This window comes from Novosphingobium sp. fls2-241-R2A-195 (assembly GCF_030209485.1).
Lineage (GTDB): Bacteria > Pseudomonadota > Alphaproteobacteria > Sphingomonadales > Sphingomonadaceae > Novosphingobium > Novosphingobium resinovorum.
Map to the genome: position 1 here is coordinate 1 of NZ_JARVRY010000030.1, position 20652 is coordinate 20652.

At 68.2% G+C, this 20652-nt stretch carries 15 protein-coding genes; 6 read left to right on the forward strand and 9 right to left on the reverse strand.

The window, feature by feature from the left end:
* Positions 1-172 precede the first annotated feature (172 nt).
* Positions 173-2344: a TonB-dependent receptor gene (locus QRN25_RS21985; RefSeq protein ID WP_285021440.1), complete on the reverse strand. Its 2172-nt coding sequence runs from the start codon at positions 2342-2344 to the stop codon at positions 173-175.
* A 508-nt stretch (positions 2345-2852) separates the two neighbouring features.
* On the opposite strand from QRN25_RS21985, the gene QRN25_RS21990 reads away from it, so the two are divergent.
* Complete coding sequence (locus tag QRN25_RS21990; RefSeq protein WP_285021368.1) at positions 2853-4988, forward strand: acetate--CoA ligase family protein; 2136 nt, start codon at positions 2853-2855, stop codon at positions 4986-4988.
* Positions 4985-6676 carry an acyl-CoA dehydrogenase family protein gene (locus QRN25_RS21995; RefSeq protein WP_285021370.1) on the forward strand — a complete coding sequence of 564 codons (1692 nt, stop codon included), beginning with the start codon at positions 4985-4987 and terminating at the stop codon, positions 6674-6676. The genes QRN25_RS21990 and QRN25_RS21995 overlap by 4 nt, the downstream gene beginning before the upstream one ends.
* Before the next feature lie 151 nt (positions 6677-6827).
* Here the strand turns inward: QRN25_RS21995 and QRN25_RS22000 are convergent, their stop codons facing one another.
* Positions 6828-7586 (reverse strand): SDR family NAD(P)-dependent oxidoreductase, encoded by a 759-nt coding sequence (locus tag QRN25_RS22000; RefSeq protein ID WP_285021372.1) that lies wholly within the window; start codon positions 7584-7586, stop codon positions 6828-6830.
* Positions 7587-7764: 178 nt separating this feature from the next.
* Between QRN25_RS22000 and QRN25_RS22005 the strand changes: the two genes are divergently transcribed.
* From QRN25_RS22005 to QRN25_RS22015, 3 genes are all read left to right on the forward strand, one after another.
* Positions 7765-9306, forward strand: coding sequence for an SDR family oxidoreductase (locus tag QRN25_RS22005; RefSeq protein WP_285021373.1), 1542 nt, complete (start codon positions 7765-7767; stop codon positions 9304-9306).
* Positions 9307-9405: 99 nt separating this feature from the next.
* Positions 9406-10167 (forward strand): enoyl-CoA hydratase/isomerase family protein, encoded by a 762-nt coding sequence (locus QRN25_RS22010; RefSeq protein WP_271183682.1) that lies wholly within the window; start codon positions 9406-9408, stop codon positions 10165-10167.
* 40 nt (positions 10168-10207) lie between these two features.
* Positions 10208-11524: an MFS transporter gene (locus QRN25_RS22015; RefSeq protein WP_285021375.1), complete on the forward strand. Its 1317-nt coding sequence runs from the start codon at positions 10208-10210 to the stop codon at positions 11522-11524.
* Positions 11525-11549: 25 nt separating this feature from the next.
* Here QRN25_RS22015 and QRN25_RS22020 read toward each other — a convergent pair whose 3' ends face one another.
* The 7 genes from QRN25_RS22020 to QRN25_RS22050 form a co-directional block, all read right to left on the reverse strand.
* Entirely contained in the window at positions 11550-12020 is a 471-nt protein-coding gene (locus QRN25_RS22020) for a hypothetical protein (protein WP_285021376.1), read from the reverse strand.
* Between the two features lie 217 nt (positions 12021-12237).
* Positions 12238-12519, reverse strand: a complete 282-nt coding sequence (locus tag QRN25_RS22025; RefSeq protein ID WP_285021378.1) for an AbrB/MazE/SpoVT family DNA-binding domain-containing protein — start codon at positions 12517-12519, stop codon at positions 12238-12240.
* A gap of 31 nt (positions 12520-12550) precedes the next feature.
* Positions 12551-12982 (reverse strand): acyl-CoA thioesterase, encoded by a 432-nt coding sequence (locus QRN25_RS22030; RefSeq protein ID WP_285021379.1) that lies wholly within the window; start codon positions 12980-12982, stop codon positions 12551-12553.
* The gene (locus QRN25_RS22035; protein ID WP_285021380.1) at positions 12979-14127 is read right to left on the reverse strand and encodes an iron-containing alcohol dehydrogenase; all 1149 of its coding nucleotides are present in this window, start codon (positions 14125-14127) and stop codon (positions 12979-12981) included. Before QRN25_RS22035 ends, QRN25_RS22030 begins: the two co-directional genes overlap by 4 nt.
* Positions 14124-16142, reverse strand: a complete 2019-nt coding sequence (locus tag QRN25_RS22040; RefSeq protein WP_285021381.1) for a 3-hydroxyacyl-CoA dehydrogenase NAD-binding domain-containing protein — start codon at positions 16140-16142, stop codon at positions 14124-14126. Before QRN25_RS22040 ends, QRN25_RS22035 begins: the two co-directional genes overlap by 4 nt.
* A gap of 33 nt (positions 16143-16175) precedes the next feature.
* Positions 16176-16946, reverse strand: coding sequence for an enoyl-CoA hydratase/isomerase family protein (locus QRN25_RS22045; RefSeq protein ID WP_285021382.1), 771 nt, complete (start codon positions 16944-16946; stop codon positions 16176-16178).
* Positions 16947-17125: 179 nt separating this feature from the next.
* Complete coding sequence (locus QRN25_RS22050) at positions 17126-19093, reverse strand: alkyl/aryl-sulfatase (RefSeq protein WP_285021384.1); 1968 nt, start codon at positions 19091-19093, stop codon at positions 17126-17128.
* Positions 19094-19305: 212 nt separating this feature from the next.
* Here QRN25_RS22050 and pcaF point away from each other — a divergent pair, with 212 nt between their 5' ends.
* Positions 19306-20517 carry a 3-oxoadipyl-CoA thiolase gene (gene pcaF / locus QRN25_RS22055; protein WP_285021386.1) on the forward strand — a complete coding sequence of 404 codons (1212 nt, stop codon included), beginning with the start codon at positions 19306-19308 and terminating at the stop codon, positions 20515-20517.
* The last annotated feature ends 135 nt before the right edge of the window (positions 20518-20652 follow it).

Sequence of the window (20652 nt, forward strand, 5' to 3'; positions counted from 1 at the left end):
GAATCCTGCGCGCCATCAATTCGGAATGGTGCGCGCGATAATCCCGGAATCCGCATGCTTGAACAGGCTCAGCAAGAGCGGAATGGATAGCACAGGTGGGTCGTGGGTATTCAAAAGCCGGCCGGCGGGCAGTTGGTGGGTGCAAAACCCGCCGGCCTTGGCGTCGTCGGCCTCAGAACTTGGCCGAGACCTCCACGCCGTAGACGCGGCCCTTGTTGAGCGGCGAGAAGGTGGAGCCGCTGAAGAACGCCAGCGGGGCCTCGGCGCCGAAGGTGGCCTCGTTCAGCAGGTTGGTGCCGTAGAACGAGATCGAGTAGTTGTCGTAGCGCACCGCGATGTTGGCATCGACCATGGTGGCCGCGCGCATCAGGCCGGTATTGGCGTCGTTGTACCAGTCGGCGTCGCGGTAGTTCGCGGCGACGCGGGCGTCGAGGCCGAAGTCGCCGAACTGGCCGGTCCACGCGATCGAGCCGCCGTAGCTCCAGGGCGACAGGCGTGGAAGCTTCAGGTTGTAGTCGGTGTCGTTGATGACGCCGTCGTTGTTGAGGTCGTAGAACACGTCGGTGTACTTGCCCTCGGTATAGCCGAACTGGCCCGCCAGGGTGAAGCCGGCGCCGGGCTTCAGCGTCAGTTCGCCTTCCAGGCCGCGGATGCGCGCGTCGGCCGAGTTGGTGATGATCTGCGCGGTGCCCACGCCCACGACGGGGATCTGGATCTCGCGCTGGACGTTGTCGATGGTGTTCCAGAACGCCGCGAGGTTGATGCGGGCGATGCCGAAGAGATCCTTCTTCACGCCGATTTCATAGGAGTTCTGGACTTCGTCGTTGAACGGGCCGGGATCGACCTGGGTGTAGACGTTGCGGAAGTTGTAGCCGCCCGAGCGGAAGCCCTTCGACCAGAAGCCGTAGACCTGCGTTTCGGGATCGGGCTGCCACTGCATGCCGACGCGCGGGGTCAGGCCCTTCCAGGTGTGCTTGTCGTTGAAGGTGTAGTTGCAGGTCTGCGCCTCGTAGTCGCAGCCGGTCGCGGTCAGGTTGGCGACCTTCACCGCCTTGGTCTCGGCGGTGTAGCGCGCGCCCACGTTCAGCGTCAGCGTATCGGTGAAGTGCCAGTCGGCCGAGGCGAAGATGCCGTAGGTGTCCTGGTTCTGGATGCCGCCGCCCGACAGGGTGCGGGTGCCGTTGGAAAGCTTGCGCTGTTCCTTGTAGTCGATGCGCTGCGTGAAGTAGTACAGGCCGGTGGTCACGTCGACCTTGCCGAAGGTGCCGGCCCAGCGCAGTTCCTCGCTCATCTGTTTCTGATGCGTGGTGTTGCCCGAGTGGAACGCATAGGACGGCGAGGCGTCGATGTCGTTGAACACGCGCGCATTATATTCGCGGTAGGCCATGATGTTGGTGATCTTGCCGTCACCGAATGCGGTATCGATGTTGGTTTCGTTGGACCCGAAGTGCCAGTAGTTATGCGCGAAGCCTTCTTCGTCGATGTTCACCTTGAAACTGTCGCGCGGGTTGAGGCCGTGGTTGCTCGCCACCGCGCCGTCGCCGTCGTACTTGCCGTATTCGTAGCGGAACACGGACTCGAACCCGTCGATCGGCGTGAAGCGCAGGGCCGGGCGCACGATCAGCGTGCGGTTCTTCCCGAGATCGTGGTTGTTGTTGTAGTCGTTGACGTAATAGCCGGTGTCCTTGTCGTAGTAGACTGCCAGCTTGGCCGAGATCTTGTCCTGCACGATCGGGCCTGTCACGGTGCCGCTGATCTTGTATTCGGGGCCGGACGAGACCGAGGCGCGCACGTCGGCGGAGAAGGTGTCCTTTGGCGTGGTGGTGCGGATCACCATGGCGCCGCCGGTCACGTTGCGGCCGAACAGCAGGCCCTGCGGACCGCGCAGCACTTCGAGGCCCTCGATGTCGAAGTTGCCGAACACGACACCGGCGCTGACGCCAAGGTACACGCCGTCGACGAAGACGCCCACGGTCGGGTCGATCGAGGGGATCGAGGAGTTGATGCCGAGGCCGCGGATCGAGAAGTTGGCATAGCCCGGCGTCGTGCCGACCGCGTTCAGCTGCACGTTGGGCATGTTGTAGCTGAGCGACTGCAGCGTGGTGAAGTGCTGTTCCTCAAGCTGCGCGGCGCCGAATGCGGTGACGGCGAAAGGCACGTCCTGCACGTTGGAGGCCTGGCCGCGCTTGGTGGCGGTGACGACGATGGTGTCGAGGGCGCCAGAGTCATTGGCCGAAGAAGAGGCGCTGTCGGCGGCGGCATCCTGCGCCATGGCGGCAGGTGCGATGGCGAACGCCAGCCCTGCACTGGTCGCGAGCAGGCCGCACTTGATGATCGAGGACATCTTCACTCTTCTTCTCCCACAAACCGTGGCGCTCACTCGCGCCTTGTTATCTGGCCCCGGCGCGATGCGCCTTGTTCTCTCACGTCGCGGTTCGCAAGCGGCAGATGCTGCGCAGCATGCTTCGTGACGGGACACTCAAGTCCGCGCTCGGGGCGTTTCGTTCAATCTGCGGGGCGGGTCCGGAGGGGAATATCACAAGGCTGATATCCCGGGCCGGTCGGCGCGCGGCGGCGCTTATCACGGATGGGATGGCGGCCGCGCGGTGGCCCTTCCATTCGTCATTGCGAGCGGAGCGAAGCAATCCAGGGCAACGCTCACCGCCCTGGATTGCTTCGCTGCGCTCGCAATGACGAAAAAGGGTGCCTGATGACCGTTCAAGGTGAGCGTGTTCATGTCCAGGCGTCATATCACGGATATGAAACAGGGCGCGTTGGCGCCTTGACGATACCGACGCGCGAGGGCCCGTGACAAGGCTTCGCCTCGAACGAATGTGAGAGGAAAAGCCGACGTGACGACCTGCGAAGACATCCGGCCCGGAGCGCAAACGGCAACCGGCGGCCTCGACGCGCTGTTCGCGCCGCGCTCGATCGCGCTGGTCGGCGCCTCGGACGATGCCGCGCGGATCGGCGGACGCCCGCTGCGCTATCTGCGCGCCAGCGGCTATCAGGGCCGCGTCTACCCGGTGAACCCCAAGCGCGAGACGGTGCAGGGCGAGCAGGCCTGGCCTTCGGTCGCCGCGCTGCCCGAAGTGCCCGACCTCGCGCTCCTCGCCGTGCCCGCCGCCGCCACCCGCGCGGCGGTGGAGGACTGCGTCGCGAAAGGCGTGAAAGCCGCGATCATCTTCGCCGCCGGGTTCGCCGAGATGGGCGAGGAAGGCCGCGAGGAACAGGCGCGCATCGTCGCCATCGCCCGCGCCGGAGGGCTGCGCCTGCTCGGCCCCAACTGCCTTGGCGCGGCGGACAGTTCGATCGGCTACTACGGCACCTTCTCGGTGATGCTCGACGACGGGTTCCTCGAACCCGGCCCGGTGGCGATCGTCTCGCAGAGCGGCGCCTACGGCTCGCACATCGCGCAGCTGGCACGCAATCGCGGCCTCGGCATCCGTCACTGGATCACGACCGGCAACGAATGCGACGTCGACATGGCCGAGGCGCTGCGCTGGGTGATCGACCGCGAAGGCGTGAAGGTCGTCATGGCCTATGCCGAGGGCGTGCGGAACCGCGCGGTGTTCTTCGAGGCGCTCAACCTTGCGCGCAAGCGCGGCATCGCGGTGGTATTGCTCAAGGTCGGCCGCTCTGAAGTGGGCGCGCATGCGGTGGGCAGCCATACCGCCGCGCTGGCGGGCTCCGACGGCGTGTTCGACGCGATCTGCCGCCAGTTCGGCGTCCACCGCGCGCGCAGCACGGCGGAGCAACTCGACATCGCCTACGCCGTGGCCCGGGCGGGCCTGCCGGGCGGGAACAAGCTGGGCATCTTCTCGATGTCGGGCGGCCTCGGCATCCAGATGGCCGACGACGGCGACGAGGCCGGGCTTGCCGTCACCCCGATGCCCGCCGGGGCGCAGGCGGAACTGAAGGCGCTGCTGCCTTACGCCTCGCCGGTCAACCCGATCGACGCGACCGCGCAGGCGATGACCGACCTGCCGCTGATGACGCGCTATATCCAGGTCGTGCTGGAGCAGGGCGGCTATGACATCTTCGTCGCGATCCTGGGCACCACGCCCGCACTGCCCAGCTATTCCGCACGGCTGGCCGAGGCGTTGGAGGCGGCAGGGCCGGGCGGCGAGGGCCTGATCCGCGCCGTCACCATGAGCGCGCCGCCCGAAGTCGTGCGCGCCTATGAGGAACGTGGCTTCCTGGTGTTCGAGGACAGCGTCGCGCTCACCCGCGCGCTCGGCGCGGTGGCGCGCTTTGCCGAGAGCTTTGCGGCTGCGCGTGCCGAGCGCCCGGCGCTCCCCGCCTTGCCTGCCCCGCTGACCGCCAGCGGCACGCTCAGCGAGCGCGCCGCCAAGCAGGTGCTGGCCGAGGCCGGGATGCCGTTCCCCGACGAGCGCCTTGCCGCCACGCCCGATGAGGCGGCGGCGGCGGCCGACGCGATCGGCTATCCGGTGGTGGTCAAGATCTGCTCGCCCGATATCGCCCACAAGACCGAAGTGGGCGGCGTCGTGGTGGGCCTCAAGGACGCCGCCGCCGTGCGCGAGGCAAGCGCGCTGGTGCTCGAACGCGCCCGCACCGCGATGCCGGGTGCCATGATCGAAGGCGTGCTGATCGCGCCGATGATTGCGGGCGGGGTCGAGGTGATCGCGGGCGTCAGCGTCGATCCGACGCTCGGCCCGGTGGTGATGTTCGGCCTCGGCGGGGTGCTGGTGGAAGTGCTCAAGGATGTGACTTTCCGCGCCGTGCCCTTCGATGCCGAGGAGGCGCGCCGCATGATCGCCGAGACCACGGCAGGCAAAGTGCTGCAGGGCGTGCGCGGCGCAGCCCCTTCGGACATCGCCGCGCTGGCCGAGAGCCTTGCCGCTCTGTCGCGCTTCGCTGCCGCCAACGACGGTCGCCTTGCCGGGGTGGACATCAACCCGCTCAAGGTCATGCCCGAGGGTGAAGGCGTGGTGCCGCTCGACGCGCTGGTGTTGCTGCAGTCATGACGTGCCTGCTCGACCGCGAATTCCTCGACCTGTGCCTGCACGACTGGCTCAAGGTCGGGGCGCTTGCCGAGCGCGATACGGTGGACGCCGTGCTCGACCTGTCGGAAACGCTGGCGCGCGAACGCTTCCTGACGCACTTCAAGGCGGGTGACGCGCAGGAGCCGCAAGTCGGCCCGCAGGGCGTCACCGTCCACCCCGAAGTGCGCGTGGCGCTGGGCGAATATGCCGAGCTGGGCCTGTTCGGCGCGGGCTTTCCCGAGGCGCTGGGCGGCCACGGCCTGCCGTTCGTGGTGAGCTGCGCCAGCTTCGCATGGTTCGCGGCGGCGAACATCGCCACGTCCTCCTACGCGATGCTGACCGTCGCCAACGCGCGGCTGATCGCCGAGTTCGGCAGTCCTGCGCAAGTCGATGCCTTCGCGCGTCCGCAGATCGCGGGCGCGTGGCTGGGGACGATGTGCCTGTCCGAACCGCAGGCCGGGTCCGACCTCGGCGTCGTGCGCACCCGCGCGACGTTCGAGGGCGAGGATGATCTCGGCCGCCGCTACCGGCTGGTCGGCTCGAAGATGTGGATCTCGGGCGGCGAGCATGACGTGGGCGGCAACATCGTCCATCTCGTGCTGGCGAAAGTCGCGGGCGCAGACGGCGCGTTGCCCGAGGGGACGGCGGGCCTCTCGCTGTTCATCGTGCCGCGCGTGCTGCCCGATGGCATGCGCAACGACGTCGCGGTGGCGGGGCTCAATCACAAGATGGGCTACCGGGCGATCCCCAACTGCCTGCTGGCGTTCGGCGAGAACGGCGGCGCCACCGGCTGGCTGGTCGGCGCGGAAGGGCAGGGCCTGCGCCAGATGTTCATGATGATGAACGAGGCGCGTATCTCGGTCGGCCTCGGTGCGGCGGCGCTGGCGTGCCGGGGCTATGGCCATGCGCTGACGTACGCGCAGGAGCGGTTGCAAGGGCGCGGGAGCGATGGCGCCTCGGTGCCGATCATCGCGCACGCGGCGGTGCGGCGCATGCTGCTGGCGCAGAAGGCGCTGGGCGAGGGCGCGCTGGCGCTGTGCCTCTACGCCGCGCGGCTGGTCGACGCGGACGATGCCGACAGCGCGGCGCTGCTGGCGCTGCTGACGCCGGTGGTGAAGACGTTCTCGTCCGAAATGGGGCTGGAGGCCAATGCCATGGCGATCCAGGTCCACGGCGGCTACGGCTACACCCGCGACTTCGACGTCGAGCAGGTCTACCGCGACAATCGCCTCAACCCGATCCACGAAGGCACGACCGACATTCAGGCCATCGACCTGCTGGCCCGCAAGCTGCTGAAGGGCGGCGAGGGGCTGGCGGTGCTCAAGGCGCGGATCGCGGCGACGCTGGCTGCGGCGGACGGCTTCGCTGCGGAGACCGAAGCGCTGAGGGCGGCGTGGGCCGAGGTCGATGCCGCACTCGAAATGCTGCGCGGCTCCCAGAGGGCACTGGAGGTGGCGACGCCGTTCCTCTTCGCTTTCGGGCATGCCGTAGTGGGCTGGATCTGGCTCGACCTCGCGCTGGCTGCGCGCGGCAAGGGCGCGCGGATCGCGGCGGGCACGACAGCGGCATTGCGTTACTTCACCGCCTGCGAACTGCCGCGCGTGGGCGCATGGCTGGCATGCTGCACGGCCGGGGGTGAGGTGTTGGAGGTCGATCCGGGCTGGCTGTGAGCGGGAGGGGAGGCCCTTCTCCCAAAGCTCCGTCACCCTGAACTTGTTTCAGGGTGACGGGATGAGTTTCGTCATTGCGAGCGAAGCGAAGCAATCCAGGGCGGTGCGGAACTGTCCTGGATTGCTTCGCTTCGCTCGCAATGACGAGCTGTCAAAGGATCGCGTTCGCCAGCCCGCCGTCCACCGTAATCATCTGCCCTGAAACGAACGCCGAGTCCGCCGAGGCCAGCCACAGCGCCGTCTGCGCGATGTCGTCGGTCTCGCCCAGGCGGCCCAGCGGAATGCGCGCCTTGCGCTGCGCCAGTGCCTCGTCATCCAGCATCGAGAGCACGCCTTCGGTCGCCACCGTCGCGGGCGAGATCGCGTTCACGCGGATGCCCTGCGCGCCCAGTTCCACCGAGGCCGCGCGGGTCAGCCCGCCGACGCCCGCCTTGATGCCGCAGTAGAGCAGCGCATTGACCATGCCCTTGAGCGCCGAGACCGAAGCGATGTTGATCATCGATCCGCCGCCGCGCTGCGCCATGAAGGGCGCCGCCGCCTGCGTCATCCACACGATGCCGTCGAAGCCCACGCCCGACATGCGTGCCAGCGTCTCGGGGGTGATGTCCGCGATCGGCTCGTACTTGTTCCACATCGCGCTGCTGACGGTCACGTCGAGCCCGCCGAGTTCCTCTACCGTACGGGCCACTGCCGCCTGCACCGCGTCGCGATCCGACACGTCGCAGCCGATGGCGATGGCGCGGCCGCCCTGCGCGGTGATGCCGTCGACGACGGCCTGCGCCCAATGCTCCTTGAGATCGAGCACGGCGACGGCGGCGCCCTGTGCAGCAAAGAGTTCGGCAATGGCGCGGCCCAGCCCGCGCGAAGCCCCGGTGACGAGCGCGACGCGCCCCGACAGTCGTTGCGACATGATGGTCTCCCTAATGAATGACCGCAGCCTTGGACCGGCCGCCGCGCGCGCCCAAGCGGGCGCCGCCCGGGCCGCCGCCTTATCCCATAGGTGATAGCCGTGGCGCCGCGCCGGAGCCGGGTTGAGGCGCCGCCGCCGCGGTGCTTCGCTGACGCGAACACGAGAACGGGAGAAGACGATGGAGCGGCACGGTGTACGAGTGGTGCTGGTGACGGGCGCGGCGGCCGGGATCGGCCTTGCCACGGCGCGGCTGTTCGCGGCGCGCGGCGATACCGTGGTGCTCGCCGATCGCGATGCCGGGGCGGTCCGGCGCGCGGCGGCCGATCTCGGCGCGCCGCATCAGGCATTGGTGCTCGACGTGGCCGACGAGGCCGCCGTGGTCGCGGGCGTGGCGGAGATTGCTGCGCAGCATGGCGGGATCGACGTGCTGGTGAACAACGCCGGGATCGTCGATCCGGCAGGCACCTCCGCGCTCGACCTCGATGCCGCGACGGTGGAGCGGCTCCTGCGGGTGAACCTCACCGGAAGCTACCTTCTGGCGCGAGAGGCGGGGCGCGGCATGATCGCGCGCGGGTCTGGCGCGATCGTGAATCTCTCCTCGGGCATCGCGTTGCAGGCGATCGCGGGGCGTACGCCTTATGCGATGTCGAAGGCGGCGATCCTCGGCTTCACCCGCGCGCTTGCCTGCGAGTGGGCGCAGCACGGGGTGCGCGTCAACGCGGTGCTGCCGGGCTACGTCGCGACCGAGATCGTCGAGGCGTTGGTGGCCGAAGGACAGGTCGATCCCGCCACGGTGGCCGCGCGCATCCCGTTGGGCCGCATGGCGCGCCCGGCCGACGTGGCGGAGGCGATCGTATGGGCGGCCGGCAACGCTTACGTCACCGGCGGCAGCATCGCGGTGGATGGTGGCTATTCTGCCTATGGCGGCACCGCAGCGGCGGCCACGGCAGAGGCGCCCGCAGCGCCGCAGCGTGACCGCCCGGTGGTGGTGATTTCCGGCGGTGCGCGCGGCATCGGTGCGGCCACGGCGGACCGTTTCGCGGCAGACGGTGCGCGGGTGATCGTGCTCGACCGCGAACTTGGCGCGTTGCCCGAGGGGCGCGAGGGGCATGTGCTCGACATCACGGACGAGGCCGCGCTGGTCGCCGTCATCGAGGCTATTGCTGCGCAGCATGGTTGGATCGACGTGCTGGTCAACAACGCCGCCATCGCCGACGATTTCCAGCCGACCACCGAACAGACGCTCGCCGCCTTCGAGCGTGGCCTTGCGATCAACCTCGTCGCCCCGCTGCGGCTCGCCACGGCGGCGGCGCGGGTGATGCGGGGGCAGGGCGGCGGCGCCATCGTCAACCTCTCCTCGATCGCGGCGCGTGGCGGGCTGCCCCGCCGCAACAGCTATTGCGCGGCCAAGGCGGGGGTGGAGGCGATGACGCGCCAGCTCGCCTGCGAATGGGCGCAGCATGGGGTGCGGGTGAATGCCGTTGCCCCCGGCTACATCGCCACTCCCGGCGTCATGGCGCTGGAGGCCGAGGGCAAGCGCTCGCTGCGCGGCGTGCGGCGGCGCATTCCGCTGGGGCGGCTCGGACGGCCGGAGGAGATCGCCGACGCCATTGCCTTCCTCGCCTCGCCGCGTGCGGGCTACATGACGGGCACGATCGTGCCGGTGGACGGGGGCTGGTCCGCCTTCGGCGACGCGGGCGATGCTGCGGATGTGGAGTGAGCCTCATCGCATATGGGATTCTCCCGCGCGCGGGCTGCCGATGCGCGACGGGAGGGCCGCAGTTGCGGCTAGATGGCCGCCAAACCTGAGGATGCCGAAATGACGATCAGACTCGAAGTGGCCGACTATGTCGCCGTGGTCACGATGGACAATGCCCCCGTCAATGCGCAGTCGATGGAGATGATCCACGGCCTCGCCGATGCCTTCGACGAGATCAGCGACCGCGACGACGTGCGCGTGGCGGTGCTGACCGGCGCGGGCAAGTGCTTTTCCGCCGGTGCCGACCTCAAGAACCGGCCCGACGTCTCCGCCCCCGGCGCCACCTGGAAGCGCAACCGCGCGGTGCGCGAATCGAGCTATGCCATCATCGAGTGCAACAAGCCGGTGATCGCGGCGGTCAATGGCCCGGCGCTCGGCGGCGGGCTGGGGCTGGCGGCGAGCTGCGACATCATCGTCGCTTCCGAAACCGCCGTGTTCGGGCTGCCCGAGGTGGACGTGGGCCTGATGGGCGGCGGCAAGCACGCCGCGCGCATTCTGCCGCATTCGATGGTGCGCCGCATGATGCTGACGGGCTGGCGCGCGCCTGCGGCGGAACTCTATCGCCGCGGCGTGATCGAGGCGTGCCTTCCGGTCGAGGAACTGATGCCCTGGGTCATGGAGATGGCGCGCAGCATCGCCTCCAAGAGCCCGATGGCGACGCGGCTCGCCAAGGATTCCATGCGCACGATCGAGAACATGACCCTGCGCGACGGCTACCGCTACGAGCAGAACAACACCAACGCGTTGTCGAAGACCGAGGATTCGAAGGAAGCCATCGCCGCCTTCAAGGAAAAGCGCGCGCCGGTGTTCCAGGGCCGCTGATCGCGGCTATAGCGCTACAATAACGGGTCGGGAGAAGAACATGGCAACCACGATGCAACCGGCGAGCGCGCCTGCCTCCTCTCGCGAGGTGGGCGGTTACGACTGGTACGTCGTCGCCATTCTCTTCTCCGTCTCGGTGCTGGGCTACATCGACCGCGTGATCCTCAGCTTCCTGGTGGAGGCGATCAAGGGCGATCTGGCGCTGAACGACGCCGAGATCGGCGCGGTGACCGGCATGGCCTTCGCGGTGCTCTACGTGTTCGGCGGGGTGTTCATCGGCCGTATGCTCGACAAGGGGCGGCGGGTGACGATCCTTGCCGCCTGCATCCTCGTCTGGTCGATCGCCACGGCGGCGAGCGGGTTCGCCACCGGCTTCGTGACGCTGTTCCTGGCGCGCATGTTCGTGGGCGTGGGCGAGGCGGGGCTGAACCCGGCGGCGATCGGCATCATCTCCAGCCGCTTCCCGCAGGACAAGGTGCAGAAGCCGATCGGGCTGTTCACCACCGGGCTCTACGTCGGTGGCGGCATGGCGATGATGCTGGGCGCGCACCTGCTGGGCAAGTTCAGCGCGGCCGGGCCCTATGACCTGCCGCTGATCGACACCGCAGAGCCGTGGCGCGTGGTCTTCCTGCTGCTCGCGGTGCCGGGCCTCCTGGTGGCGCTGCTGGTGCAGACCACGGTGCGCGATCACGGTGCCGCGCAGCGCGCCGCCGCTGCGCCTGCCAAGGGCGAGGCGCTGGCCTTTGCGCGCGAGAACCGCACGCTGATAACGCTGCTGGCGCTGGGCATCGTCTCGTGGTCGATGAACAATTACGGGCTGCTCAACTGGTATCCGGCGATGCTGATGCGCTCCTACGCGATGACACCCGCGCTGGTGGCGACGAGCTACGGCCCGGCGTTCCTGCTGGCCGGGATCGCCGGGTGCCTGGCGGTTCATCCCTACCATGCGTGGCTGCGCAAGCGTTTCGGCGGCAAGGCGGCGTACTGGCTGACCTTCACCTCGATGGCGGTGCTGAGCGTGACCACCATCCTCGGCCCGATCGTGCCGACGGTGGGGCTGGCGGTGTTCATGTCCTACGCGAACCTGTTCGTGAGTTCGATGTCGGTCGCCTCCATCTTCGTGCTGATCGTGGCAGTGGTGCCGCCGACGCTGCGCGGGCTCTACACCGGGCTCTACATGGCGCTGGTGAACCTGACGGGCGGCGCCTTCGGCTCGGTGCTGGTGGGGCTGATGACCGACCACGTCTACGGCGCCAAGGGCCTGAACCTGGCGCTGACGACGATGGCGGTGGTGTTCGGCCCGCTGGGCGCGGGGCTGCTCTACGCGGCGCTGAAGCGGGCGCCGGAGCGGGGGTGAAGGACGGCTTTGAGTGTTCTAGCGTTCAGTAACGCGGCAGCGGCAACTGTTCGAAGGTACGGCGCAGTTGGCTATTCCGTGTCGCATGACGCTTGGGATCGCATCCGAAATCCATCAGGAAGTGCATGTCGTACTCCGGGCCTCTCCACCGTATATGCATGGCACCCGCGTCCGTTATACGAGGCACTCTGGGTGGGCACGGGTTCTTGATAAAGCGCAAAGCGCTCTCGTCGGTATAAGGTTCTGCTTCGGCCCGGTACGGCTCAAGACTGGATAACAAGCTCACGAACTGCTCGTGCGTCATTTTGAAGGTGCCACTTTGCCCTTCGGGGTAAGGCTCGCTGATATGATAATTGCCGAGGCCCGTGGAGGCTATGGTCACATCCTCAGATTGCCAGCCTGATTGCCTGATCTCGATTTTCTCAATTTCAGGACGATCGGCTTTGCCGCAAGCAACGACGAATAAGATGACGATCGATGCAACGAACAAGCGCATTCTGAACTCTGTCACAATGGGCCAGTGTCTGCAAAGCGGCGCGGGCGGCCTGACCGAAATCCACATCAAAGATCGCCGCTCAGAGTAGGAGAATGGCGAATACTGTTACTTAGAGGCGGTCCCCACAATGTGAGATGCGAGTTCGAATCTCATCGCTGGCCATGGCTGTAATGGCACGGTTGTATGACCCCGATAATGCCTGGAGCCATCTTACGTCTCAGCAGTCGCGCTCGTTGGCGTCCTCCCGATCGAAGGTCCACCCCGGAGGCCAGGTGCGGCGTAGGCGGCGAATGTGTTCGAGAGCGGCGGCGCGGCTGGCGGCGCGGTCAACGGTAAGTGCCCGGTCGTCCGAAACGCGGACCTCGATGTCGTCGCCCTCTTTGAGAGCCAACGTCTCGACAACGGCGGTAGGCAGGCAGATCGCCAGACTGTTGCCCCAGCGGATGACCTGCATCAGCACCCTTTCGACGATATATTGACGCGAGAAATATGCCTCCACAGCGCAATGTCGTCAAACCCGAGCCAAATACTCAGCCAATCCCCTGCAGCACCGCCCGCCACGCCTCGGGCAGCGGGGTCGGGCGGCGGGTGTCGCGGTCGACGTAGACGTGGGTGAAGTGTCCTTCCGCCGCCGGTTCCTGTGCCCCCTCGACGAAGATGCCGAGGTGGTAGGTCACGCTGCTCGAACCGAGGCGCGCGACTTTCAGGCCGACTTCGACCTTCTGCGGGAACTCCACCGAGGCGGCGTAGCGGCAGCCGGTCTCCACCACGAGGCCGATCGGGTTGCCGTTCTCGATGTCGAGCAGGCCGACCTCGATCAGCCAGGAATTCACGGCGGTGTCGAACCACGAATAGTAGACCACGTTGTTGACGTGGCCGTAGACGTCGTTGTCATGCCAGCGGGTGCTGATCGGGGTGAAGTGGCGGTAGGCGCTGCGCGGGCGCAGGGGTTCGCGGCTCAAAGGGCGGCCTCGTAGAGTTTGCGCGCGTCATCCAGCGTGATCGGGCGCGGGTTGTTCTTCAGCAGGCGTTCCTGCAGCATCGCGTCGGCGGCGAGCTGGTCGAGGTCGTCGGCGCTCACGCCCACGGCGGCCAGCTGCGCGGGCATCCCGGCCTTTTCGGCCATATCGCGCAGCGCTTCGAGCAGGCCCTGTGCCTGCGCCTGCTGGCCGAGACCCTCCAGCGCCGGATCGACCAGTGGGCCAAGCTCGGCATAGAGCGGCATCGCCGCGCTCATATTGAAGCCCAGCACATGCGGCAGCATCAGCACGTTTGAAAGGCCATGCGGCACATGGAAGCGCCCGCCGAGCGGATAGGCGAGGGCGTGGACCCCTGCGACCGGGGCGTTGGAGAACGCCACCCCCGCCAGATGCGCGCCCAGCAGCATCGCCTCGCGCGCGGCCATGTTGCCCGGCTCCTCGCAGGCGGGGAGCAGGTTGGCGGCGAGCAGGCGCAGCGCTTCGCGGGCGAGCAGGTCGGACATAGGGTTCTTGAGATGCGCCGAGGTATAGGCCTCGATCGCGTGGACCATCGCGTCCATGCCGGTGGCGGCGGTGACGGGGCGCGGCAGGCCGAGCGTCAGCGCCGGGTCGAGCACCGCATGCCCGGCGACCAGCGCGGCCGAGGATACGCCGCGCTTCTCGTCCCCCGGAAGCGTGATGATCGAGACGGGGGTGGCTTCCGAGCCGGTGCCCGCCGTCGTCGGCACCAGCACCAGCGGCAGGCCCTTGGCGCGCGCATTGCCGACGCCCCAGATCGCGTCGAGATCGTCGCCCGAGCCGAGCAGGTAGGCGGCCAGCTTGGCGATGTCCATCGGGCTGCCGCCGCCGAAGCCGACGACGCTTACCGCGCCGCATTCGCGGCCGCGTGCGACCACGGCCTCCAGCGTGGCGCGCGAGGGATCGGCCTCGACTTCGGAGAAGATCGTCACGTCCCGGCCCGAGGCGGCCAGCGCTGCCAGCGCGCCGCCGGCAAGGCCGAGCTTCACGATCATCGCATCGGTGACGAACAGCACCGGGCCTTCGGGCAGCAGATCGGCGATGCGATCGGCGCTGCCCGCGCCGCTGACGAGGCGCGGGCCGTAGGAGAAGGCGAAGCTGCCCGTCATGCGACCGGCTCGGGCTGGGGGCTGCGCAGCAGCGGGGCGATGGAGAAACTTTCGGGCATGCGGTCCGTGTAGTGCTCCAGTCCGGCGACGATCTTGGCGAAGCCTTCGCGCTCGCCCCAGAACATCGGGCCGCCGGTCCAGCGCGGCCAGCCATAGCCGTAGAGCCACACCACGTCGATGTCGGACGAACGCTGGGCGATGCCTTCCTCCAGGATCAGCGCACCTTCGTTGACCATCGTGTAGAGCGTGCGCGCGACGATCTCCTCGTCCGAGATGGCGCGCGGGGTGATGCCTTCACGCTCCCGGAACTCCTCGATCAGCGCGGCGACGACGGGGGAGGTGCTGCGCTTGCGGTTTGCGTCGTAGTCGTAGAAGCCGGCCTTCGTCTTCTGGCCCCAGCGGCCCTGCGCGCACAATGCGTCCTTGAGGTTGTCGATGCGCGTCTCGTCGCGGTGCCAGCCGATATCCACGCCCGCAAGGTCGGTCATCTGGAACGGGCCCATCGGCATGCCGAAATCGGTGTGGACCTTGTCCACCTGCTCGGGGCTGGCGCCTTCCATGACGAGGGCGAGGGCGTTGTCCTGGCGCGGGATCAGCATGCGGTTGCCGATGAAGCCGTAGCACACGCCCGCGACCACCGGCACCTTGCCGACTTTCTGGCCGAGCGCCATCACCGTGGCGAGCACGTCGGGCGCGGTCTTGGCGCCGCGCACCACTTCGACCAGCTTCATGACGTTGGCGGGCGAGAAGAAATGCATTCCCAGCACGTCCTCGGGCCGCGAGGTGCAGGCGGCGATCGCGTCCACGTCTAGGTACGAGGTGTTCGAGGCAAGGATCGCGCCGGGCTTGGCCACCGCGTCGAGGCGGCCGAAGACCTGCTTCTTGACGTCCATGTTCTCGTACACGGCCTCGATCACGAGGTCGCATTCGCCCACCGCGCCGAATTCGAGCGTGGGCGTCAGCAGCGCCATCGCGGCCTCGACCTGATCGGTGGTGAGGCGGCCCTTGGCGGCGGTGGCTTCGTAATTGCTGCGGATCAGCGCGGCACCGCGCTCCAGCGCCTCGGCATTGGTCTCGACCATGGTGACCGGCAAGCCCGCCGAGAGGAAGTTCATGGCGATGCCGCCGCCCATCGTGCCCGCGCCGATGATGCCGACGCGCGCGATGTCGCGCTTCACCGTGTCCTTGGGCAGATCGTCCACTTTGGCGGCGGCGCGCTCGGCGAAGAAGGCGTGGCGCAGGGCCTTGGACTGATCGCCCGCGACGAGTTCGAGGAACAGGCGGCGCTCCACCGCCATGCCTTCGGTCAGCGGCAAGGTGGCGGCGGCCTTTACCGCCTCGACGCAGGCAGTGGGTGCGGTGAAGCCCTTGAACAGGCGCGGGTTGGCGGCGGCGAAGGCATCCGCAGCAGCGGCGTCGCCCGAGACGGCGCGCTCGCCGGTCGGGCGGGCAGGACTGTCGGCAAAGCCGGCGGCGGCGGTGAGCAGGTCAGCGGCGTTCTCGACGACCTTGTCGACGAGGCCGCTGGCGAGCGCCTTGGCGACGGACACCGGATCGCCCGAGACGATCATCTTCAGCGCCGCCTCGACGCCGACGAGACGCGGCAGGCGCTGGGTTCCGCCTGCGCCGGGCAGGATGCCGAGCTTCACTTCGGGCAGGCCCAGCTTCGCCGAAGCCAGTGCGACGCGGTAATGGCAGGCGAGCGCGACTTCGAGGCCGCCGCCGAGCGCGGTGCCGTTGATCGCGGCGATGACCGGCTTGGGGCAGGCCTCGATCGCGGCGAGGACGTCGGGCAGCTGCGGGTCGGCGAGCGGCTTGCCGAATTCGGAAATGTCCGCGCCCGCGCTGAACAGCTTGCCGCTGCCGGTGACGATGATGGCGCCGACGGAGATGTCGTCGGCGGCCCTGGCGATGGCCTTGGCCAGCCCGCTGCGCAACGCGGCGCCCAGCGCATTGACCGGGGGATTGTCGAGAGTGATCGTCAGGATCGGGCCGGTCTGTTCGGTACGGATCATTGTGGGCTCCATGGAAGAGGGATGCGCGGGCGGTCAGCCGGCGTTGAAGGTGGGCGCGCGCTTGTCGCGGAAGGCGGCTACGGCATCGCGGTGGTCGCGGGTCTGGCCGAGCAGCGGCTGCATCGCCGCCTCGAAGTCGAGGAAGCTTTCAAAGCTCATCGCGGGCGCGGCGGCGAACTGGCGCTTGGCGAGGTGGAGTGCGGTGGCCGGGCCGTCCGCGATCATCCGCGCCAGCTCCATCGCGCGCGGCAGCAGCGCCTCGGGGGCGAGCACTTCCATCGCGAGGCCGAGTTCCAGCGCCTCGGCCGCGTGGACCTCGCGGCCGGAATAGACGATCTCCTTCGCGCGCATCGGGTTGATGGTGTGCAGGAAGTGCCAGGCAAGCCCGGCGTCGGGGGCGTAGCCGATGCGGCGGAAGGTGGCGGCGAAGCGCGCACGCTCGCTGGCGAGCACGATGTCAGCGGCCAGCGCGAAGCCCCACGCCGCGCCGATGCACACCCCGTCCACCGCCGCGATGACCGGCGCGGGGAAGCGGGCGACCGCGCGGGCCATGGCGTGAAGCTGGCGCATGCGGCGCAGGAAGTCGTCGGGGGTGGTCTCACCCATCTCGCCGATGTCCGCGCCCGAGCAGAACGCGCCGCCGGTGCCGGTCAGCACCACCGCGCGCACGCCGGGGTCGGCTTCGAGATCGGCGAAGGCGGCGATGAACTCCCCGCGCATCGCCATGGTGAAGGCGTTCTTCGCGGCGGGCCGGTCGAAGGCGACGACGGCGGCGGCGCCGTCACGGGTTACGGTGATGGTCATGGACGAGGCTTAGGCCCGTCGCCCTTCGGGCGGGGAGGCCCGGCGCTTTGGCCGGGCCATATTCACGGATATGATGGTGTCCTCTCCCCTTTCGTCATTGCGAGCGAAGCGAAGCAATCCAGGGCCGCGTAAATCGCCCTGGATTGCTTCGCTGCACTCGCAATGACGAGGGGTGTGGTTCAGGGGTTCGGGGTCACCAGTCCGAACGTGCCCTTGGGCGCCTCCACCAGCGCGAGGAACGCGCTCAGGCGCTGTGCCGTGTCGGCGGGCAGTGCGCTTTCCTGCGGCTTCTTCGTGATCGCCGCGACGAGCTGCGCGCGCGTCAGTTCCAGCTTCTGCGCGGAAGCCTTGCCGATAGGCTGATGGATCAGCACGCCGTTGCGGATTTCCACGTGCTCCGCGACGCCGTCCAGCACGAGGTCGAAGGCCATCGGCGCCGCCAGCGCCCGCTCGGGCACGAGGCGCACCGCCAGCAGGTCGAGGATGTCCGAAAGCGGCATCGCCGGGATGGCGCCCGCGACCGAATCGAAGCCGCCGGTCTTCACGCCCTCGCGCAGTTCCTTGGCGCTGGTGAGGAAGGCATTGCGCCACATCGAGCTGGTCGCCTGATAGCCCTGCTGTTCGAGGCTGTCGGCCAGCGCCAGCTTGGCGGCGTGGTTTTCCGGCTGCGCGAAGACGAGGCGCGAGAGCAGTTCCGAGGCCCAGCGGTAATCGCCCGCCGCCACCGCCTTGCGGCCCAGCGCCAGCACCGCATCCGGCCCGCCCATTGCCTCGACGTACTTGGTCGCCACGGCCTCGGGCGGCAGCGGGTTGAGGTTCGCCGGGTTGCCGTCGTACCAGCCGAGATAGCGCTGGTAGACCGCCTTGGCGTCATGGCTGAGCGTGCCGTAATAGCCCTGATTGAACCAGCGGTCGGCCAGTGGCTTCGGCAGCTTGAGGTTCTCGGCGATCTCCTCGCCGGTCATCCCTTCGTTCATCATCCGCACCGACTGGTCGTGCAGATACTTGTACATGTCCCGGTGTGCGCCGAGGTAGTCGAGGATCTTCGCATTGCCCCAGTGCGGCCAGAAGTGCGAGGTGATGAGCGTGTCAGTCCGGTCGCCATAAAGCGCGATGGACTTGGTCAGGTCATCCGCCCAGGCCTTGGCATCGCGGACCTGCGCGCCGCGCAGGGTCAGGATGTTGTGGAGCGAGGAATTGGCGTTCTCGGCCATGTCCAGCACGCGCAGCTGCGGCATGTAGATCGCCATCTCGGCGGGCGCCTCGGTATCGGGCATGTACTGGAATTCGAGATCGACGCCGTCGATCGTCATCGTCTCGCCGGTCTTCGTGACTTCGTGCGTGGGCGGCAGCATCTGCACCGCGCCGGTCGCGTTGCCGAGGCGGTTGAAGGCCGGGCCGATGCCGTCGCTGATGTCGGCCTTGGGACCGGTGCCGATGAGGTGCCCGAACGCATAGATCGCGCGGCGGCTCATGGCCGGGCCGGCGATCACGTTCTCCGAGATCGCTTCCTTGAGGAAGCCGCCCGGCGCTACGATCGGCACCTTGCGCGCGGCGACCTCCTCCGGGCTGATGACGCCCGCCGCGCCGCCGAAGTGGTCGATGTGCGAATGGGTGTAGATCACGCCCATGACCGGCTTGTCGCCCAGCTTCGCGCGGACGAGGTCCATCGCCGCCTTCGCGCTCTCCACCGTGGTCAGGGTGTCGATGACGATATAGCCGGTCTTGCCGAGCACGACCGTCAGGTTCGCCAGCTCGATCCCGCGCACCTGATAGACGCGGTCGGTCACCTTGAAGAGGCCGGATTGCGAGAGCAACTGCGCATTGCGCCAGAGGCTGGGGTTCACGGTATCGGGGCGCTTGCCCTTGAAGATATCGAGTTCCTTCAGGTCGCGGATGCGCTTGCCGTCGGACTTTGTGATCTCGCCGCCGGGAATGCCTGCGACGAAGCCGCGCGTGGCGAGGTCGAAGTCCTCCCTGTCGTTCCACGGCAGGCTGGCGGTTGTCTCCTCGAAGTAGCGCAGCGTCGCGGCCGAGGCGGGCTTCTGCGCGCTATCCGCATCCTGCGCGCCGACATGGCCGCCCGCGCCGAGGGCTAGGAGCGAGACGGCGGCGATTGCCGCTGCGAAGCGTGGGCGATGGTCCATGGACATCCTCTTTTATGCGACCGTAGCGCAAACCCTCACGGCCCGCGCCTGACAGGCCGGACGCACTGTCGGGATGCCGCCGGGAGAGGCAAACGCGCCGGTCTGCGCGCGCCATCTTTCCCGGTTGTGATATTCCCCCGGAGCGCCTCGCGTAAGCCCCTCGCTCGCCCATCCGCTTGCTAAGCGGCGAAAAAAGCGAGCGAGGACGAGCGATGAGTGGAACTGCCTATATCTGCGACGCGGTGCGCACGCCCATCGGCCGTTACGGCGGCGGTCTGGCCGCGATCCGTGCCGACGATCTGGGCGCGGTTCCGCTGAAAGCGCTGCTGGCGCGCAATCCCGGCCTCGATCCGGCGGCGGTGGAGGAAGTGTTCTACGGCTGCGCCAACCAGTCGGGCGAGGACAACCGCAACGTCGCGCGCATGAGCCTGCTGCTGGCGGGCCTGCCGCATACGGTGCCGGGCGTGACGCTCAACCGCCTCTGCGCCTCGGGCCTCGAAGCGGTCGGCGCGGCGGCGCGGGCGGTGGTCGCGGGCGAGATGGACCTGGCCTTCGCGGGCGGCGTCGAGAGCATGACGCGCGCTCCCTTCGTGATGGGCAAGGCCGACAGCGCCTTCGGCCGCGCCCAGAAGCTGGAAGACACGACGATGGGCTGGCGCTTCGTCAACCCGGTGCTCGATGCGCTCTACGGCACCGAGACGATGCCGCGCACCGGCGAGAACGTGGCGAAGGACTTCGGCATTGCGCGCGCCGATCAGGACGCCTTCGCGCTGCGCAGTCAGGATCGCGCGGCGGCGGCGCAGGAATCCGGCTTCTTCGCCGAGGAGATCGTCACCACCCCGGTCCCCGGCCGCCGCAGCGGCGACGTGGTGGAAGTCTCGGTGGACGAACATTTGCGGCGCGGCACCACGCTGGAGACGCTCGCCCGCCTGAAGCCTCTGTTCGAGCCGGGCGGGACGGTGACGGCGGGCAATGCCTCGGGCATCAACGACGGCGCGGCGGCGCTGATCGTCGCCAGCGAGGCGGCGGTGAAGGCCCACGGCCTGACCCCGCGCGCACGTATCCTGGGCATGGCTTCGGCCGGGGTGGAGCCGCGCGTGATGGGCATCGGCCCGGTTCCGGCTACCTGCAAGCTGCTGGCGCGGCTGGGGCTGACGATCGGAGACTTCGACGCGATCGAACTGAACGAGGCGTTTGCCAGCCAGGGCCTTGCCGTCATGCGCGAACTGGGTCTGGCCGATGATGCGCCGCAGGTGAACCCGAACGGCGGCGCGATCGCGCTGGGCCACCCGCTCGGCATGTCGGGTGCGCGGCTGGCGCTGACGCTGGTGCACCAGTTGGAGAAGACCGGCGGCAGGCGCGGCCTCGCCACGCTGTGCGTGGGCGTGGGCATGGGTCTGGCGCTGGCGGTCGAACGGGTTTGAGGTTTCTGCCGAGCGCGCCATGAATACATCGATTTCCTGAAGCAGCAGCGCTGCATCGACGAAGTTGCTGCCCGCACTTGCACGGCTTTGAACTCTGCTCAAAGCCGTGCTGGTTCTCCGCAGATCAGGTGGAGT

What these genes read in the sequence shown, in the direction of transcription:
- QRN25_RS22040 (WP_285021381.1), bottom strand. Translation starts at nt 16,142, where the DNA reads ATGATCCGTACCGAACAGACCGGCCCGATCCTGACGATCACTCTCGAC.
- QRN25_RS22015 (WP_285021375.1), top strand. Translation starts at nt 10,208, where the DNA reads ATGGCAACCACGATGCAACCGGCGAGCGCGCCTGCCTCCTCTCGCGAG.
- QRN25_RS22045 (WP_285021382.1), bottom strand. Translation starts at nt 16,946, where the DNA reads ATGACCATCACCGTAACCCGTGACGGCGCCGCCGCCGTCGTCGCCTTC.
- QRN25_RS21985 (WP_285021440.1), bottom strand. Translation starts at nt 2,344, where the DNA reads ATGTCCTCGATCATCAAGTGCGGCCTGCTCGCGACCAGTGCAGGGCTG.
- QRN25_RS21995 (WP_285021370.1), top strand. Translation starts at nt 4,985, where the DNA reads ATGACGTGCCTGCTCGACCGCGAATTCCTCGACCTGTGCCTGCACGAC.
- QRN25_RS22000 (WP_285021372.1), bottom strand. Translation starts at nt 7,586, where the DNA reads ATGTCGCAACGACTGTCGGGGCGCGTCGCGCTCGTCACCGGGGCTTCG.
- QRN25_RS22020 (WP_285021376.1), bottom strand. Translation starts at nt 12,020, where the DNA reads ATGCGCTTGTTCGTTGCATCGATCGTCATCTTATTCGTCGTTGCTTGC.
- QRN25_RS22010 (WP_271183682.1), top strand. Translation starts at nt 9,406, where the DNA reads ATGACGATCAGACTCGAAGTGGCCGACTATGTCGCCGTGGTCACGATG.
- QRN25_RS22050 (WP_285021384.1), bottom strand. Translation starts at nt 19,093, where the DNA reads ATGGACCATCGCCCACGCTTCGCAGCGGCAATCGCCGCCGTCTCGCTC.
- pcaF (WP_285021386.1), top strand. Translation starts at nt 19,306, where the DNA reads ATGAGTGGAACTGCCTATATCTGCGACGCGGTGCGCACGCCCATCGGC.
- QRN25_RS22035 (WP_285021380.1), bottom strand. Translation starts at nt 14,127, where the DNA reads ATGACGGGCAGCTTCGCCTTCTCCTACGGCCCGCGCCTCGTCAGCGGC.
- QRN25_RS22005 (WP_285021373.1), top strand. Translation starts at nt 7,765, where the DNA reads ATGGAGCGGCACGGTGTACGAGTGGTGCTGGTGACGGGCGCGGCGGCC.